Origin of the sequence: Candidatus Microbacterium phytovorans, from assembly GCA_029202445.1 — a bacterium.
Taxonomy (GTDB): Bacteria; Actinomycetota; Actinomycetes; order Actinomycetales; family Microbacteriaceae; genus Microbacterium; species Microbacterium phytovorans.
This window is the reverse complement of record CP119321.1, coordinates 909,342-924,531: the sequence shown is the minus strand read 5'-3', so window position 1 is coordinate 924,531 and position 15,190 is coordinate 909,342. Positions and strand designations below refer to the sequence as shown.

The window sequence follows — 15,190 nt, the reverse complement described above, 5'->3', positions numbered from 1 at the left end:
CCATGATCCTCTCGACGATCGCCTCTCTCGCCGCCCAAGAGGCCGAACACCACGGCAACGTCCAGGCCGAGACGTTCGTGTTCGGGGTGATCGCGTTCGTGGTGTTCCTGGCGCTCGGTCTCGTGACGGTCTCCTACCGCAACGTGGCAAACCGCCACGCGCACAAGGCGGAGGCCTACGCGAAGACCCACGGCAGCGACCTTGCCCAGGCGGGACACGGCCACCACTAGGCCGCCGTGATGGCAACGGCACGCGCTCCGCGTATCGGGGTGATGGGTGGGACGTTCGATCCCATCCATCATGGGCACCTGGTAGCGGCCAGCGAGGTGGCCGAGTCGTTCGATCTCGACGAGGTCCTCTTCGTTCCCACGGGACGGCCGTGGCAGAAGGAAGACGTCACCGAGAGCGAACACCGCTACCTCATGACGGTCATCGCGACAGCCTCCAACCCTCGGTTCACGGTGAGTCGCGTCGACATCGATCGAGCGGGGCCGACCTACACGATCGACACCCTCCGCGACCTGAAGAAGCAGCGGCCAGATGCCGACCTGTTCTTCATCACGGGTGCCGACGCGATCGCACAGATCCTCGGATGGCGCGACCACGACGAGCTGTGGGATCTGGCTCATTTCGTCGCCGTATCCCGTCCGGGACACGAGCTCCGGACCGATGGGCTCCCCAGCGAGGATGTGAGTCAGCTGGAGATTCCCGCCCTGTCGATCTCCTCCACCGACTGCCGCCAGCGCGTACGTCGAGGCCACCCGGTGTGGTACCTCGTCCCGGACGGCGTGGTCCAATACATTGCGAAGCATCACCTCTACCGGAGTCAGGCATGAGCACACCCGAAGAGCCGCCTCAGCTCACACGCAGACAGCTGCGCGAGCTGCGCAACACCGCAGCCACCCCGATCGTCACCGACGTTCCGTCGTCTGACGCGCCGCCCCCCGTGCCGCTCCCGCGCGAGGCCGAGCCCGTGGACCTCCCCGCCCCGCCCGTCGCGATCCCCGAAGCAACCACCGAGGAGTCCAGGGAAAACCAGCCTTCGACGATCACGGCGGCGTCTCCGTCGCGGACGCTGACCCGACGTGAAGTACGTCAGCGCGAGCGCTTGCGCACGGCATCCGTGCCGGTGATCACGTCCGAGATCCTGGCGGCGACCGAAGCCGAGAGGCGCGCGCTCGAGGAAGAGGCCGCGTCCGCCGGCACCGGCGACGCTCCGTCGTCCGAAGAAGCACCCGAGGATGCGCCCGCTTCCGAGGAGCTCGTGAGCACCGCGGACGCCTCTGACGACGTTGTGGACGCGGTTGTCGTCGAGCCCGTCGACGAACCGCTCACCACGTCGGAGGACGCGGCTGCCGCGGCCGCCGAGGGCGTGACAGAGCCCTCGGAGCCGTCGAGCGACGCCACCGGTGCAGACGAGTCGGACCGCCGGGTGATCGCCGAGGAGCTGGGATCTGACATCCTCCGCGGCCATGCCGCCGACGTCGAGGTTCCCGCGTCCTTCGATCAGCTCCTCACGCGCGGAAGCGCGAGCACCGGAGCCCTCTCGATGCCGAACGCCCTGATCCTCTCGCAGACGCCCGAAGGCGCCGGATTCACCTCGCCGGTTGCCGCAACGGGAGAGGTGCTCATCACGGGCACCTTCGCCCTGCCCGATCATTACGGGTCGACCGGCTCGATGCCCGGCCAATCCGACGGCAAGGATGTCGACGCGGTCCTCATCGACGGTGAGCTCCCGCCGGCATCGTCACCCACACCGATCGCCGCGAGCGCAGCCATCAGCACGATCAAGAGCGCGGAGGACATCATCCGGCCGCCCGCACCCGAGAAGGGAAGCCGTCTCACCTGGGCGCTGATCGTGGTCGTGGGCGTCCTGGCGGTCGCCGTCGGCGGAGTCCTTTTCGTTGCCATCACCTCAGGAGTCTTCTCATGACGCTCGCCGACAGCTCGGTCGAACTGGTCCAGATCGCCGCGGCCGCCGCAGATGCGAAGGGCGGCGAGGACTTCGTCGCATTCGACGTCTCCGAGCCCCTTCCACTTGTGGACGCCTTTCTCCTCGTGACCGGTTCCAGCGAGCGCAACGTGGCCGCCATCGCCGACGCGATCGAAGACCGTCTGCTGGAAGCAGGTGTCAAGCGCCTCCGCCGCGAAGGGCGCGCCGAGGCGCGCTGGGTGCTCCTCGACTTCGGTGACCTCGTGGTTCATGTGTTTCACGAGGAGGAGCGCGCCTTCTACGGGCTGGAGCGGCTGTGGAAAGACTGTCCGATCGTGCCCGTCCAGCTGCCCACCACCGCCGCGTCGGAGTGACCCGCGTTCGTTGCACGCCCTCCGATGTAGTAAGCTGATCGAGTTGCCGCGAGCGGCGACGATGGGCCTGTGGCGCAGCTGGTAGCGCACCTGCATGGCATGCAGGGGGTCAGGGGTTCGAGTCCCCTCAGGTCCACCATGATCCCCGGTTCGCCGGGGATTTTGTGTTGGCGGCGGAGTCCAGCGGCGTCTCGTGCTGACCTCGTCTCAACGATGTCGCGCCTCCGCCGCGCGGCGCATACATCGATGTCGGCGCCTGCTGGCACACTGACACAGTGTCCCCGCAGCCCTCGTCCTCCGCTGACGAGGAGACCGTCTCCACACGGCCCGTTCGCTCCTCGGCGCCCGCTCGTCGCACGATGACCACGTCCGACGTGCTACAGCGCGCGCAGCGCTATCCCCGCATGCGCTACATGGGCTCGAAGTACCTGCTCATCCCTCATCTCGAGCGCGCGTTCGCCGAGGTCGGAGGCACGACGGCCGTCGACGCGTTCTCCGGCTCGGGCGTCGTGAGCTATCTGCTGAAGGCACAGGGCTTCTCCGTCACGGCGAACGACTTCATGAGCTTCGCCACGACCGTCGCGCGCGCGACGACCGAGAACTCGCACTCCCGACTCGATCTCGACACCGTGGAGCGGATCTGCGGTCCCGCCGCCGACGACCGTGACTTCATACAGCGCACCTTCCGAGGGATCTTTTTCGATGAGGACGACCTTGCGTTCCTCGACTCCGCCTGGTCCCACATCGACACGCTCGAGGGCCACCTGCGCGATCTCGCCCTTTCGGCGCTCATCCTGTCTGCTGCACGCAAGCAACCCCGCGGCGTCTTCAGCTACGCCGGCACCCGCTACGTCGACGGCAGGCGAGATCTGCAGCTCACGATGGCCGAGCACTTCCGAGAGCGGGTGGCGGAGTACAACGCGACGGTGTTCGACCGCGGCACCGCTCATCGCGTGGTCACCGGCGATGTCTTCTCGCTCGACGTCGACGCACCCGACGTCGTCTACCTCGATCCGCCGTACGCGCCGCCCACCGACGACACCGACTACATGAAGCGGTACCACTTCCTCGAGGGCCTCAGCGTGTACTGGCGGGGGGTGGAGATCATGCCCCACACCAAGACGCAGAAGATCGCCAAGCGCTACACACCTTTCGCCTACAAGCGCTCGATCGAAGATGCGCTGTCTCGCACGTTCGGCCAGTTCGCCAACGCGGGCGCCATCGTCATGAGCTACGGGTCAAACGCTCTCCCCGGACCGGAGCGCATCGTGGAGCTGCTGAAGCGGGTGAAGCCGCGTGTCGACGTCCAGGAGATCGATCATCGCTACAGCTTCGGCACTCACGCCGCGGCCACGCGTCGCTCCGCATCGGAGTTTCTCTTCATCGGGCGGGACTGATGGCAACCGCGCTCCCGTTTTCGGCCTATCTGGAGTCACTCGCACAGCTGACACCCCACGCCGACCCGACCGCCGTCACCTCCGAAACCCAGACGATCGCCGAGGCCTTCGCGTCACTGTCTGCCCTACCCGACGATGCGCTCGACGTGGCCACGCTTGCCCAGTGGGTGCAGCAGCACCCGGCGTGGGTCCCGGTCCTCGGCCTCGCGGTCGGGCTCAGCCAGGAGCGATTGAAGAACGTTCTCAGAGATCGTTTCGGCTCCAGCGGCTGGACCACACTCGCCCGCACGCGCAGCACCTCGATGGTCGACTGGTTTCAGACCGAGTTCGACCTTCTCGGTGTGCTTACGGCACAGCGCCACCGCACCTACGACTTCGGCGACATCCTCATCGCGCGGGCGGGCACTCGCGCCACCGCTGCACGCGCGGGTGTGTCCGGGCGACGAGTCGAGGACGAGATCGAAGCCGTCGCCCACGACCTTGCGCTGCCCTACCGCACCCGCACGCGATTCACGGGGCGAAACGGCCTGACCGCTCCCTGTGATCTTGTCGTGCCCGACGACGGCGACGCGCAGATCGTCGTCGCAGCGAAAGGCTTCGACAGCACGGGGTCGAAACTCACCGACGCGGTGCGAGAGATCCAGGAGATGGCCGCGATACGCAAGCCGAATCAGTTCGTGCTCGCCGTCATCGACGGGATCGGGTGGAAGTCGCGTGTCGCCGACCTCCGGCGCATCCACGGGCTGTGGGAGTCCGGCGAGATCGACGGCATGTACACGCTGGCGACGCTGAGCACCTTCCGCGACGACCTCTCGCACGCGGCGCGGCTACGCGGCTACCTCTGACCGCCCTGTGGACTCTCGGGTCGTTCACGCCTCGAGAGGCTCGATCAACGACGGGTCGTTGTTGCGCACATTGCCCACGGCGCTTCCGACCGCGTGGTGCGCCATCGTGTCCGCCAGGAGCGGGGCCGCATCGATCGCCGCATCGAGCACGTCTCCGACGTTCTCGGTGGTCGGGTCGAGCCATGCGTCGGCGTGATCGGCGTCGAGGAACAACGGCATCCTGTCGTGAATCGAACCGAGATCTCCGACGGCATCCCTCGTCAAGATCGTGAAGCTCAACATCCACCGCGCCGGATCGTCGTCGGCCTTCGAGGGGTCTCTCCACCACTCGTACAGCCCCGCGAACAGCAGCGGTGACCCGTCGCCGGGGTGGATGTAGTGAGGGGTCTTCACGCCCTGGTCGGTGTGCCACTCGTAGTACCCGGATGCCGGTACGACCGCGCGGCGTTTGATGAGGGCCTGCCGGAACATCGGCTTGTCCTCGACCTCTTCCGCTCGGGCGTTGAACGCGCGGGGCCCGATCGACGGATCCTTCGCCCACGCGGGTACGAGCCCCCACCGTGCCGCCTCGAGGCGGCGTGTGGGGGGTTCGGACTTCGCGGAGTCGAGGACGATGGCGGCACGGTCGGTCGGCGCGACGTTGAAGGACGGCTGCGGAAGATCGTCTCCGACCACGTCGACGCGGAGCACCCCCACGAGTTCCGAACCGACCTGGGCAACGACGAACCGACCGCACATGGGCTCAGCCTAAGCCCGGCCTCCGACGTCGGTCGGCTGCGCCGGCGTGTCAGGACTCGGCGACGACCCCCACTGCAGCGAGACGCTCCAGCAGCTCCGCGCCGTCAGGTCCCGTGACCCAGGGGACGCCGGCCGCTGAGTGGTCGTTGACGGCGGTGCGTCCCCCCGCGAGCACCGCCTCGGCGGTCGACAGCTGCCGGATCGCGACAGCTTCGACGTGTCCCGGGAACTCGCTCGTGAAGGCCGTGTACAACTCGTCGTCGTGCTGACCGTCATCGCCGATCAGCATCCAGCGCACGTCGGGGAACTCGCGGGCGAGGCGTCGCAGGTTCTCGCTCTTGTGGTCCTTTCCGCTACGGAACCAGCGGTCGTGGGTCGGACCCCAGTCCGTCAGGAGCAGCGCTCCCGACGGGAAGAGGTGGCGTCGCATGAACCTGACGAGCGTCGGGGCGACGTTCCACGCTCCGGTGGACAGGTAGATGATGGGCGATCCGGCATGATCGCGGACGAGCCTCTCCAGGAGCACCGCCATGCCGGGCACGGGCTGCCTCGCGTGCTCGTCGAGCACGAACGAGTTCCACGCGGCCACGAACGGGCGGGGGAGCGCGGTCACCATGACCGTGTCGTCGACGTCGCAGACGATGCCGAAGCGCACGTCCGATCCCACGACGAACACCTTCGTCTCCACGGGCTCGCTGCCCTCGACCGACATCGTCATCGTCTGCCACCCCGACGCGAGCGACGCCGGGAGCACCGTGTCGATCACGCCGCCCCGATCGGCGACGACCTCGTGGCGTACCCCGTCGACCGTCACGATCACCTGCGCATAGCCGATGGGAACCGACGCGAAGCTGCGCCAGCCGCGCACACTTGCATACTCACCGCCGCGACGGGGCTTGAGAGGCGGGACGATGAGCACTCGGCCGAGCACGCGGACCCAGTGCGACCCGCCGTAGCCCGGATAGGCGGCGACGGTGGGAACCTGTCCGCGCGCACGCGCACGACGCTCACGCCACGAGTGGAATCGGTACTCGAGTCGCGCGAGCCACAGAACCTTCGGCCGGGGGGACGGATCGGCAGACATCGATTCAGTCTTTCACGTCGCCGTCGACGTCGTCGGACGCCATCTCGTCTTCGAGGCGCAGATGCCGAGACTCGCGCGCGACGATGACGCGCTTGGCGACGTAGATGAGGAGGAGGAACACGACGATCACGGCGACGAACAGGTACCCGGCATAGTGCAACTGATCGGCCAGTTCCCGGTACGTCCCCGCGGCCGCGGCAGCCACCGAGACGTACACGATGGCCCACAGGGCGCACGCCGGGGCCGTCCAGGCCAGAAAGCGCCGGTAGGCGAACCCGCTCATTCCCACAGTGAGCGGCACGAGTGAGTGCAGCACGGGAAGGAAGCGGGAGATGAAGATCGCCGGCCCGCCGCGGCGACGGAGATAGAGCTCCGCGCGCGTCCAGTTCTCTTCCCCGAGTCGCATGCCGAGACGCGAGAAGCGGATGCGCGGCCCGAGCCATCGCCCGAGCCAGAATCCGATGCTCTCACCCACCAGCGCACCGACGATCACCACGGCGATGAGCGCACCCGCCTCCCACGGCGATGCGACGGCCGTCCCCGCGACGATCACGATGGAATCACCGGGCACGACCAGACCGATCAGGACGCTCGTCTCGAGCATGATCGCGACGCCGGCCAAGATCGTCCTCACGACGGGGTCGACGCTCTGCACGGCGTCGAGCAACCATGTGAGGAACTCGTTCACCGTCCCAGCCTACGTCCCCGCCGCCGTCTAGCCTGGGAACGTGATCGACGTCCTCTCGTCCCGCGAGCTGCCCGCCTGGACAGAGCCCGAACGCCTCTTCCTGGCGGGTCCGGCGCGCGACGAGAACTGCTTCTGGCTGGATGCCGGCACCGACGCAGTGGACGGGTGGAGCTGGGTCGGGACCGGGACGCCGACGGGCGGGCCGCCTCCCGACCTCGACGTGACCCGTACGCTCGCCCCGCCGGACGAAGGCGGGCCGTTTCGCGGTGGATGGGTCGGGTGGCTCGGCTATGACGCTGCTGCTGCATCCGTGGGCGCGCCGGCGAGCGTGGAGGACGGCGTCGCGCACACCGCCGGGCTTCTCGTCACGCGCTTCGTGGCCTTCGAGCACGCAACGCGACGCGTGTGGGCCTGGGCTCCGCACGGAGACCTGGACGAGTTCGTCGCGGAGGTCGCCCGCTGGCAGGATCACGACATCGCGGCTCCGGTCGAGGTCGGTACCGGTCGGTCGCCCGATGTCGCACACCACGCGCGCGCACGGCACGATCCCGCGGAGTATGTCGCGCTCATCGAGCGCTGCCGCGACGCCATCCACGACGGAGACGCCTACCAGCTGTGCCTGACGACGAGGTTCGACGTCTCGGCATCCGTCGATCCCGTCGCCGCCTTCCTTCGCCTCCGCACGGCCACGCCCTCACACCACGGCGGGCTCGTACGCGTCGGCCCCTATGCCCTGGTCAGCGCCAGCCCTGAGCGCTTCCTGGAGATCGGCGGCGGCATCGTGCGAACACGGCCCATCAAGGGGACCCGACCGCGCGGCACCGACCCCGCCAGCGATCACGCTCTCGCTGCAGATCTGGCAGGCAGCGTCAAGGAGCGCGCGGAGAACGTGATGATCGTGGATCTCATGCGCAATGACCTGCAGCGCGTGTGCGACCCGGGCACCGTGGCGGTCGAACGTCTGCTGGAGGTCGAGACCTATGCCGCGGTCCATCAGCTGGTGAGCACGGTGGCGGGGCGCCTGCGCAGCGGATCGACCCTCTCGGACGTCCTGACGGCCGTCTTTCCCGCCGGGAGCATGACCGGCGCACCGAAGCTCGCGGCCATGCGCATCCTGCACTCCTTGGAGAATGCTCCCCGCGGCGTGTTCGCCGGATGCTTCGGTTGGGTCGGCGCCGACGGTCGGGCCGACCTCGCCATGGTCATCCGATCGATCGTCATCCATCCGCACGGTGCTTACGTCGGAGCGGGAGGGGGGATCACCTGGCGCTCGGTTCCCGCAGACGAGGTCGCCGAGGTGGCGATCAAGGCACGAGGCCCTCTGGCGGCGGCGGGAGCACTCCTGCCAGCCGACTGGTGACCTGGTCGGTCCGCTAATCTGGAAGGACGCCTGCGCGCGTTCCCGAACTCTCCACGATTGGTGCTCCGTGTCCTCGACGTCTTCCGCTACCCCCGCCGCCCATACGGAGGGCAGCGGGTTCGACCCGTACGAGATCCAGACGAAGTGGCAGCGCCGGTGGACCGAGGCCGATCCCTTCCGCGCAGGTGGCGAGGACGACACCCGTCCGCGCAAGTATGTGCTCGGCATGTTCCCGTACCCGTCGGGCGACATGCACATGGGCCACGCGGAGAACTACGCGTATGTCGACTCGGTGGCCCGATTCTGGCGCCATCGCGGCTACAACGTGCTCAATCCCATCGGCTGGGACTCTTTCGGCCTCCCCGCGGAGAACGCCGCCATCCAGCGCGGCGCGGACCCGCGTGAGTGGACGTACTCCAACATCGCGCAGCAGCGAGCGAGTCTCCAGCGGTTCGGGACGTCGTACGACTGGAGCCGCGTACTGCACACGAGCGACCCGGACTACTACCACTGGAATCAGTGGCTCTTCCAGAAGCTGTACGAGCGTGGTCTCGCGTACCGCAAGGAGAGTCCTGTCAACTGGTGCCCCCACGATCAGACCGTGCTCGCGAACGAGCAGGTCGTCGACGGGCGCTGTGAGCGGTGCGGCCACGAGGTCATCAAGAAGAAGCTCACGCAGTGGTACTTCAAGATCACCGAGTACGCCGATCGCCTCCTGGACGATCTGAACCAGCTCGAGGGCTTCTGGCCGTCGAAGGTCATCCGGATGCAGCGCAACTGGATCGGACGTTCGGTGGGCGCCGACATCGACTTCGAGATCGAGGGCCGGGCGGAGAAGGTCACGGTCTTCTCGACGCGACCCGACACGCTGCACGGCGCGACCTTCTTCGTCGTGGCCCCGGAGAGCGACCTGGCCGCCGAACTGGCCGCGGGTTCGTCCGCGGAGGTGCGCATGCGCTTCCAGGACTACCTGGAGCAGGTCGGCAAGGCCAGCGAGATCGAGCGTCAGTCGACGGACCGGCCGAAGACCGGCGTCTTCCTCGACCGCTTCGCCATCAATCCGATCAACGGAGAGCGGCTACCGATCTGGGCGGCCGACTACGTCCTCGCCGACTACGGCCATGGCGCGGTGATGGCGGTGCCGGCGCACGATCAGCGCGATCTCGACTTCGCCCGCGCATTCGACCTGCCGGTGAAGGTCGTCGTCGACACGACTGCTCCCGTCACGGGCGCGATCTCGGTGATCGAGGTCGACGACGATGGTGTGCCTATCGATCCCGCGGGGGAGTCGCTGGATTCGCTCGACCCCGCGGTGACCGGCACGGCGCTGACGGGTGAGGGACGCCTCATCAACTCGGGATCTCTGAACGGGCTGAGCAAGCGGAATGCCATCGCTCGCGTCATCGAGCAGCTCGAAGCCTCGGGCTCGGGACGCGCCTCGAAGTCGTACCGGCTGCGTGACTGGCTGATCTCCCGGCAGCGGTTCTGGGGAACGCCCATCCCGATGATCCACACCGAGGACGGACGGATCGTTCCGGTTCCGGAACAAGAGCTGCCGCTCACGCTTCCCGACGCCCACGGCCTGGACCTCGCGCCGAAGGGCACCTCACCGCTGGGCGGTGCCACCGAGTGGATCGAGACCATCGACCCCGAGACCGGCGCACCGGCCCGCCGCGACGCCGACACGATGGACACGTTCGTCGACAGCTCCTGGTACTTCCTGCGCTTCCTTGCACCGGGCGACGCGACACAGGCGTTCTCCTCGCGCGAGGCGGACAAGTGGGCCCCGGTCGACTCCTACATCGGTGGCGTCGAGCACGCGATCCTCCATCTGCTCTACGCACGCTTCGTCACGAAGGTGCTCTTCGACATGGGCCTGATCGGGTTCACCGAGCCCTTCACGACCCTCATCAACCAGGGCATGGTCCTCCTGGACGGCTCCAAGATGTCCAAGAGCAAGGGCAATCTCGTCGAGTTCGCTTCGAGCATGGTCGACCCGGGCGCGGATGCCGTACGCGTCGCGATCGCCTTCGCGGGTCCCGTCGAGGACGACATCAATTGGGAGGACGTCTCCACCACGGGAGCGCAGAAGTTCCTCGCGCGCGCCTGGCGCGTGGCGAAGGACGTCACGAGCGACCGCGACGTCGTCTGGGCCGAGGGGGACGCCGCACTGCGACGCGTGACGCATCGCCTTCTCGCCGATGCCCCGGGACTGGTCGAGCAGACCAAGTTCAACGTCGTGGTCGCGCGCCTCATGGAGCTCGTCAACGCCACGCGAAAGACGATCGACACGGGCGCTGGCCCGGCCGATCCCGCTGTGCGCGAGGCCGCCGAGGCGACCGCCATGATCCTCGACCTCTTCGCTCCGCACACCGCGGAGGAGATGTGGGAGATCCTCGGGTATGAGCCGTTCGTGGGTCTCGTGACCTGGCGCCAGGCCGACCCGACCCTTCTCGTCGAGGAATCCGTCACCGCGGTGGTGCAGATCGATGGCAAGGTCCGCGGCACGCTCACCGTTCCGGCGCGCATCTCCGCCGACGAACTCGAGCAGCGCGCGCGAGACGACGAGAAGGTGCGCCGCTCGCTCGGTGACCGCACGATCATCCGTGCGGTGGTGCGCGCGCCGAAGGTGGTCAGCTTCACCACTGCGTAGCCTCCTCCCCGGCCGTCAATCGGCGTGAGTCCTCCACGGGAGGGCGCGAACTTCGCCCACCGACGGCGGGGTCTTGCACGCTGGACCGGTGACTGCAGACCCCTCTCCACGTTCGCGTCTCCGCTGGGGCGCTGCCATCGTGCTGGTCGTCGTGGCACTCGCGATCACCGTCATCACGGGAATCGTTCGCACGATGGCGAGCCCCGTCGAGTCGGTCGCGAGTGTCGCCGTGACTCCCGCGGCGGGAGGGAGCCCCACCGCGGCCGCCGAACTGTACGTGCACGTTCACGGTCAGGTCGCGCGACCAGGCATCTACCGCCTCGCCACAGATGCACGCGTGATCGATGTGATCGCCGCCGCGGGCGGGCTCACCCGCAAGGCCGAACCCTCGGGGATCAATCTCGCGCGCGCCCTCACCGACGGCGAACAGGTACGGGTGCCCGCGCGGGGAGAGGACCCGTCAACGCTGTCAGAGGGGAGCACCGGTGTTCCACCGGGATCGAGTGCGGACGCCGGGGCGGCGCCCGGTGATCTCGTCGATCTCAATACGGCCGACGGCCCCACCTTGGAGACGCTGCCGCGCATCGGACCCGCGCTCGCGCAGCGCATCATCGAATGGCGCGAGCAGAACGGCGGCTTCTCGAGTGTCGACGACTTGCTCGCGGTCCCCGGCATCGGCGACAAGATGCTCGACGCACTCCGCGACCTGGTCACGACATGAGCCGTCGTGCACGCGACCTGCGGCTGCTGCCGGTCGTGTTCACGGTATGGAGCGCGACGGCGATCGCCACCGTGTTCCCTGACGTCTCCGGGCGTCTTTCCGTGGGGCTCGTCGCGCTTTCGCTCGGGGGATCGGTCATGCTCGCGCTTCGGCGCCTGCCCGCCGCGGCAGTACCCGTGTGCGCGCTCGTGGTCGCCGGGACCGTCCTCGCCGGCGCCGCGGCCGCCCAGGTGGCCTACGCCGAACCTAGCCGCGCGGCCGTGAGCGCGCTCCCGGTCGATGGCGGGCGCGCCCTGTCGTGGGAGCTGCGCGTCGTCGGCAAAGTCGAGCGGTCGGCGCACGGTTGGCGATTCGACGCCGTGAGTTCGCAGGTCACAGTGGGTGAAGCTGTTCTGCGCACCTCGGCGCCCCTGCTCGTGCGGGCCGTCGAGATTCCCTCTGGGGTCGACGTCGGCGCCGCCGTCTCCGTTCGGGGCACCGCTCTTCGCGCCGACGCGGGCGCACGTGCGGTGCTCATCGTCCACGCCTCTGAGATCGCTCTGCTGTCTCCACCCGAGGGTGCCTTTGCCGCCGCAGCCTCTCTTCGGCGCGGTCTGCATGACGTCGTGTCGGGATTGCCCCAGCCCGCGGCGGGACTGATCGCGGGCTTGGCCGTCGGTGACACGAGCGGGGTGACCCCGGAACTCGATGAGGCGATGAAGAGAGCTTCGCTGTCGCATCTGACGGCCGTCTCCGGAGCCAACTGTGCACTCGTCGTGGGTCTCAGCGTCGCCGTGGGTGCCGCTTTGGGGCTGCGTCGACGGACTCGGCTCGCCCTCGGCGCGAGCGTGCTCGTGGCATTCGTCGTGCTCGTCACCCCTGAACCGAGCGTCGTCCGCGCGGCGGCAATGGCGCTCATCGCCATGATCGCGATCGTCCAAGGTCGCGCAGGTGCGGGGGTCGCGGTCTTGGGAATGGCGGTCATCGTGCTTCTCATCCTCGACCCGTGGCTCGCACTGTCCGCCGGGTTCGTGCTCTCGACCGTCGCCACGGCTGCGTTGCTGCTGCTCGCAGGTCCGCTCGCCGACGGACTGTCACGCTGGATGCCGCCGCCCCTCGCACTCGTCATCGCGGTGCCACTGTCGGCTCAGCTGGCATGCGGACCGGTCCTCGTGCTCCTCGAGCCGACCGTGCCCGTCTATGGTGTACTCGCCAATCTCATCGCCGCACCGGCTGCCCCGGCAGCCACCGTCGTGGGACTGCTCGCATGTGTCTCGACCCCCATCCCCGTCCTCGCTCACGGCTTCGCCGCTCTCGCATGGTTGCCTGCAGCCTGGATCGCCGAGACCGCCGCGCTCGTCGCTCGCCTGCCGTGGGCGACGGCACCGTGGTTCGGCGGTCTCAGCGGAGCGGTCGCGCTGACCGTCGTGGGCGCGACGATCGTGGGCGCCGTGCATCCCGCCGCTCGCAATCGGCCCCGACTGCGCGCAGGCGCTGTGCTCGCTATCGCCGCCATCGCCGGTGCAGGGATCGCCTGGGGGCCGGCGCTGACGTGGCTCGAACGCGAGCGGCTTCCGAACGATTGGACCATCGTCGCGTGCGACGTCGGGCAGGGCGACGCCGTTCTCATCAGGTCGTCGCAGAGAGTCGCCCTGGTCGACACCGGACCCGACCCCGAGCCGCTGCGGCAGTGTCTCGAGCTCTTCGGCATCCAACGTATCGATCTGCTTGTACTGACGCACTTCGATCTCGACCACCGCGGGGGAGTGCCCGCCGTGGTTGGAAGTGTCGGCCACGTGATCCATGGTCCGGTTCCGGATACGGCGGCAGCGCACTCTCTGGGCACGCTCGAACGCGGCGGTGCACGCCTCACGGAGGTGAGCGAGGGAGTGGCAGGCACGGTGGGCGCGGCCCGCTGGCGTGTGCTGTGGCCACCGGCCACCGCAGCCACGTCCAACGCTCTCACCGGCAACGATGCGAGCGTGATCCTCGAGATCGACGGCGGTGGAGTGCCGCGCACTCTCTTGCTGGGCGACCTGTCCGCGTCGCCGCAGATACCGCTCGCGACGCGAGTGTCCGGTGCCTATGAGGTCGTCAAAGTCGCCCATCACGGCAGCGCCGACCAGTACCCGCGGCTCTACGAGGTGGTCAGGGCCCGTCTGGCTCTGCTCACGGTCGGTGACAACACCTACGGTCATCCCCGGAAGGAGACGCTCGACATCCTCGCCGACACGGGCGCACGCATCGCCCGCACCGACCACTCCGGCGCGATCGCGGTGTGGATGGAAGCCGGAGGCCTCCGCTTCTGGCGTCAGCGCAGCGTCGGCGGCGCTGAGTAGGCTGGACGCATGGCAGCTCGCAGACCGGCATCCCGCACCGCGTCGGCCATCCCGCAACTGTCCTGGCGCTCGCCACAGCCCGCGCCGATCGTGCTCGTCTCCGGACCCGAGGAGGTGTGCGCGGAACGGGCGATCGCGGGCGTACGGGACTACCTGCGCGCAGAGGACGAGAGCCTCGAGGTCACCGACCTCCGCGCCGACGACTACGCGTCCGGCACTCTTCTCGCCGTCACTTCTCCCTCACTGTTCGGCGAGCCCCGACTCGTGCGGGTGTCGGGGGTCGAGAAGTGCTCCGACGTCTTCCTCTCCGAAGCGCTCGCCTACCTCGACGCCCCCCAGGACGGCGCGACGGTGATCCTTCGCCACACCGGCGCCAGCGTACGGGGGAAGAAGCTCCTCGATGCGATCCGTGCCGGTTCCGGCGGCGGGGTGGAGGTTCCCTGTGCCGCCGTCAAGCGCGACTCCGACCGATTCGATTTCGCTGCGGGCGAGTTCCAGGCGGCGCAGAAGCGCATCGCTCCACCGGCGCTTCGTGCGCTCGTGAGCGCGTTCGCCGACGACCTCACCGAGCTCGCCGCAGCCTGTCAGCAGCTGATCTCCGACGTTCCCGGCGATATTTCGGTGGAAACGGTGGAGCGCTACTACGGGGGGCGCGTCGAGACATCCGCCTTCACGGTCGCCGACACCGCGATCGCCGGGCGCTACGGCGACGCGCTGGTCGCTCTGCGGCACGCGCTGGCCAGTGGCGCCGACCCCGTGCCCCTCGTTGCCGCGATCGCGTCGAAGCTGCGGACGATGGCGCGGGTCGCCGGTTCGCGAGAACCGGCCGCTGCCCTCGCCGCTCGTCTCGGCATGAAGGACTGGCAGGTCGATCGTGCCCGTCGTGATCTCAGCGGGTGGAACGAGGGCTCTTTGAGTATCGCCATTCAGGCGGCGGCACGAGCCGACGCCGAGGTGAAGGGCGCGTCCCGCGACCCGGTGTTCGCGGTGGAGAGACTTGTCACGGTCATCGCCACCCGCGCTCCGTTCGGCGGCTGAACCGTCCGAACTCGTCCTCCGGAGCGGGGGAGTGGGCGGTC

Annotated in this window: 14 protein-coding genes and 1 tRNA gene; 12 read left to right on the top strand and 3 right to left on the bottom strand. The window is 68.5% G+C overall.

What is annotated here, in order from left to right; translation table 11 throughout:
* The first annotated feature begins 2 nt into the window (after positions 1 to 2).
* The 7 genes from P0Y48_04375 (at position 3) to P0Y48_04345 (ending at position 4,549) form a co-directional block, all read left to right on the top strand.
* The gene (locus tag P0Y48_04375; protein WEK14446.1) at positions 3 to 230 is read left to right on the top strand and encodes a hypothetical protein; all 228 of its coding nucleotides are present in this window, start codon (positions 3 to 5) and stop codon (positions 228 to 230) included.
* A gap of 9 nt (positions 231 to 239) precedes the next feature.
* Positions 240 to 836 (top strand): nicotinate-nucleotide adenylyltransferase, encoded by a 597-nt coding sequence (gene nadD, locus P0Y48_04370; protein ID WEK14445.1) that lies wholly within the window; start codon positions 240 to 242, stop codon positions 834 to 836.
* Positions 833 to 1,933, top strand: coding sequence for a hypothetical protein (locus P0Y48_04365; GenBank protein WEK14444.1), 1,101 nt, complete (start codon positions 833 to 835; stop codon positions 1,931 to 1,933). The genes nadD and P0Y48_04365 overlap by 4 nt, the downstream gene beginning before the upstream one ends.
* Positions 1,930 to 2,307, top strand: coding sequence for a ribosome silencing factor (rsfS, locus tag P0Y48_04360; protein ID WEK14443.1), 378 nt, complete (start codon positions 1,930 to 1,932; stop codon positions 2,305 to 2,307). Before P0Y48_04365 ends, rsfS begins: the two co-directional genes overlap by 4 nt.
* 63 nt (positions 2,308 to 2,370) lie before the next feature.
* Positions 2,371 to 2,446, top strand: a tRNA-Ala gene (locus P0Y48_04355).
* A gap of 220 nt (positions 2,447 to 2,666) precedes the next feature.
* The gene (locus tag P0Y48_04350; protein WEK14442.1) at positions 2,667 to 3,704 is read left to right on the top strand and encodes a DNA adenine methylase; all 1,038 of its coding nucleotides are present in this window, start codon (positions 2,667 to 2,669) and stop codon (positions 3,702 to 3,704) included.
* Positions 3,704 to 4,549, top strand: coding sequence for a hypothetical protein (locus P0Y48_04345; GenBank protein ID WEK14441.1), 846 nt, complete (start codon positions 3,704 to 3,706; stop codon positions 4,547 to 4,549). The genes P0Y48_04350 and P0Y48_04345 overlap by 1 nt, the downstream gene beginning before the upstream one ends.
* A gap of 24 nt (positions 4,550 to 4,573) precedes the next feature.
* Here the strand turns inward: P0Y48_04345 and P0Y48_04340 are convergent, their stop codons facing one another.
* From P0Y48_04340 to P0Y48_04330, 3 genes are read right to left on the bottom strand one after another with little or no spacing between them, the layout of a single operon-like run.
* Positions 4,574 to 5,287, bottom strand: a complete 714-nt coding sequence (locus P0Y48_04340) for an SOS response-associated peptidase (protein WEK14440.1) — start codon at positions 5,285 to 5,287, stop codon at positions 4,574 to 4,576.
* Positions 5,288 to 5,336: 49 nt separating this feature from the next.
* Positions 5,337 to 6,371, bottom strand: coding sequence for a DUF2183 domain-containing protein (locus tag P0Y48_04335; GenBank protein ID WEK14439.1), 1,035 nt, complete (start codon positions 6,369 to 6,371; stop codon positions 5,337 to 5,339).
* Between the two features lie 4 nt (positions 6,372 to 6,375).
* On the bottom strand, positions 6,376 to 7,059 hold the full coding sequence (locus P0Y48_04330; GenBank protein WEK14438.1) for a DedA family protein: 684 nt from the start codon (positions 7,057 to 7,059) through the stop codon (positions 6,376 to 6,378).
* A gap of 40 nt (positions 7,060 to 7,099) precedes the next feature.
* Between P0Y48_04330 and pabB the strand changes: the two genes are divergently transcribed.
* From pabB to P0Y48_04305, 5 genes are all read left to right on the top strand, one after another.
* The gene (gene pabB, locus P0Y48_04325) at positions 7,100 to 8,419 is read left to right on the top strand and encodes an aminodeoxychorismate synthase component I (GenBank protein ID WEK14437.1); all 1,320 of its coding nucleotides are present in this window, start codon (positions 7,100 to 7,102) and stop codon (positions 8,417 to 8,419) included.
* A 67-nt stretch (positions 8,420 to 8,486) separates the two neighbouring features.
* Positions 8,487 to 11,072, top strand: a complete 2,586-nt coding sequence (gene leuS, locus P0Y48_04320; protein WEK14436.1) for a leucine--tRNA ligase — start codon at positions 8,487 to 8,489, stop codon at positions 11,070 to 11,072.
* 88 nt (positions 11,073 to 11,160) lie between these two features.
* A complete protein-coding gene (locus P0Y48_04315) occupies positions 11,161 to 11,793 on the top strand; it encodes a ComEA family DNA-binding protein (protein ID WEK14435.1) in 633 nt (210 codons plus the stop codon).
* Positions 11,790 to 14,111 carry a ComEC/Rec2 family competence protein gene (locus P0Y48_04310; GenBank protein WEK14434.1) on the top strand — a complete coding sequence of 774 codons (2,322 nt, stop codon included), beginning with the start codon at positions 11,790 to 11,792 and terminating at the stop codon, positions 14,109 to 14,111. Before P0Y48_04315 ends, P0Y48_04310 begins: the two co-directional genes overlap by 4 nt.
* Positions 14,112 to 14,120: 9 nt before the next feature.
* Positions 14,121 to 15,149, top strand: coding sequence for a DNA polymerase III subunit delta (locus P0Y48_04305; protein ID WEK14433.1), 1,029 nt, complete (start codon positions 14,121 to 14,123; stop codon positions 15,147 to 15,149).
* Positions 15,150 to 15,190: the final 41 nt, after the last annotated feature.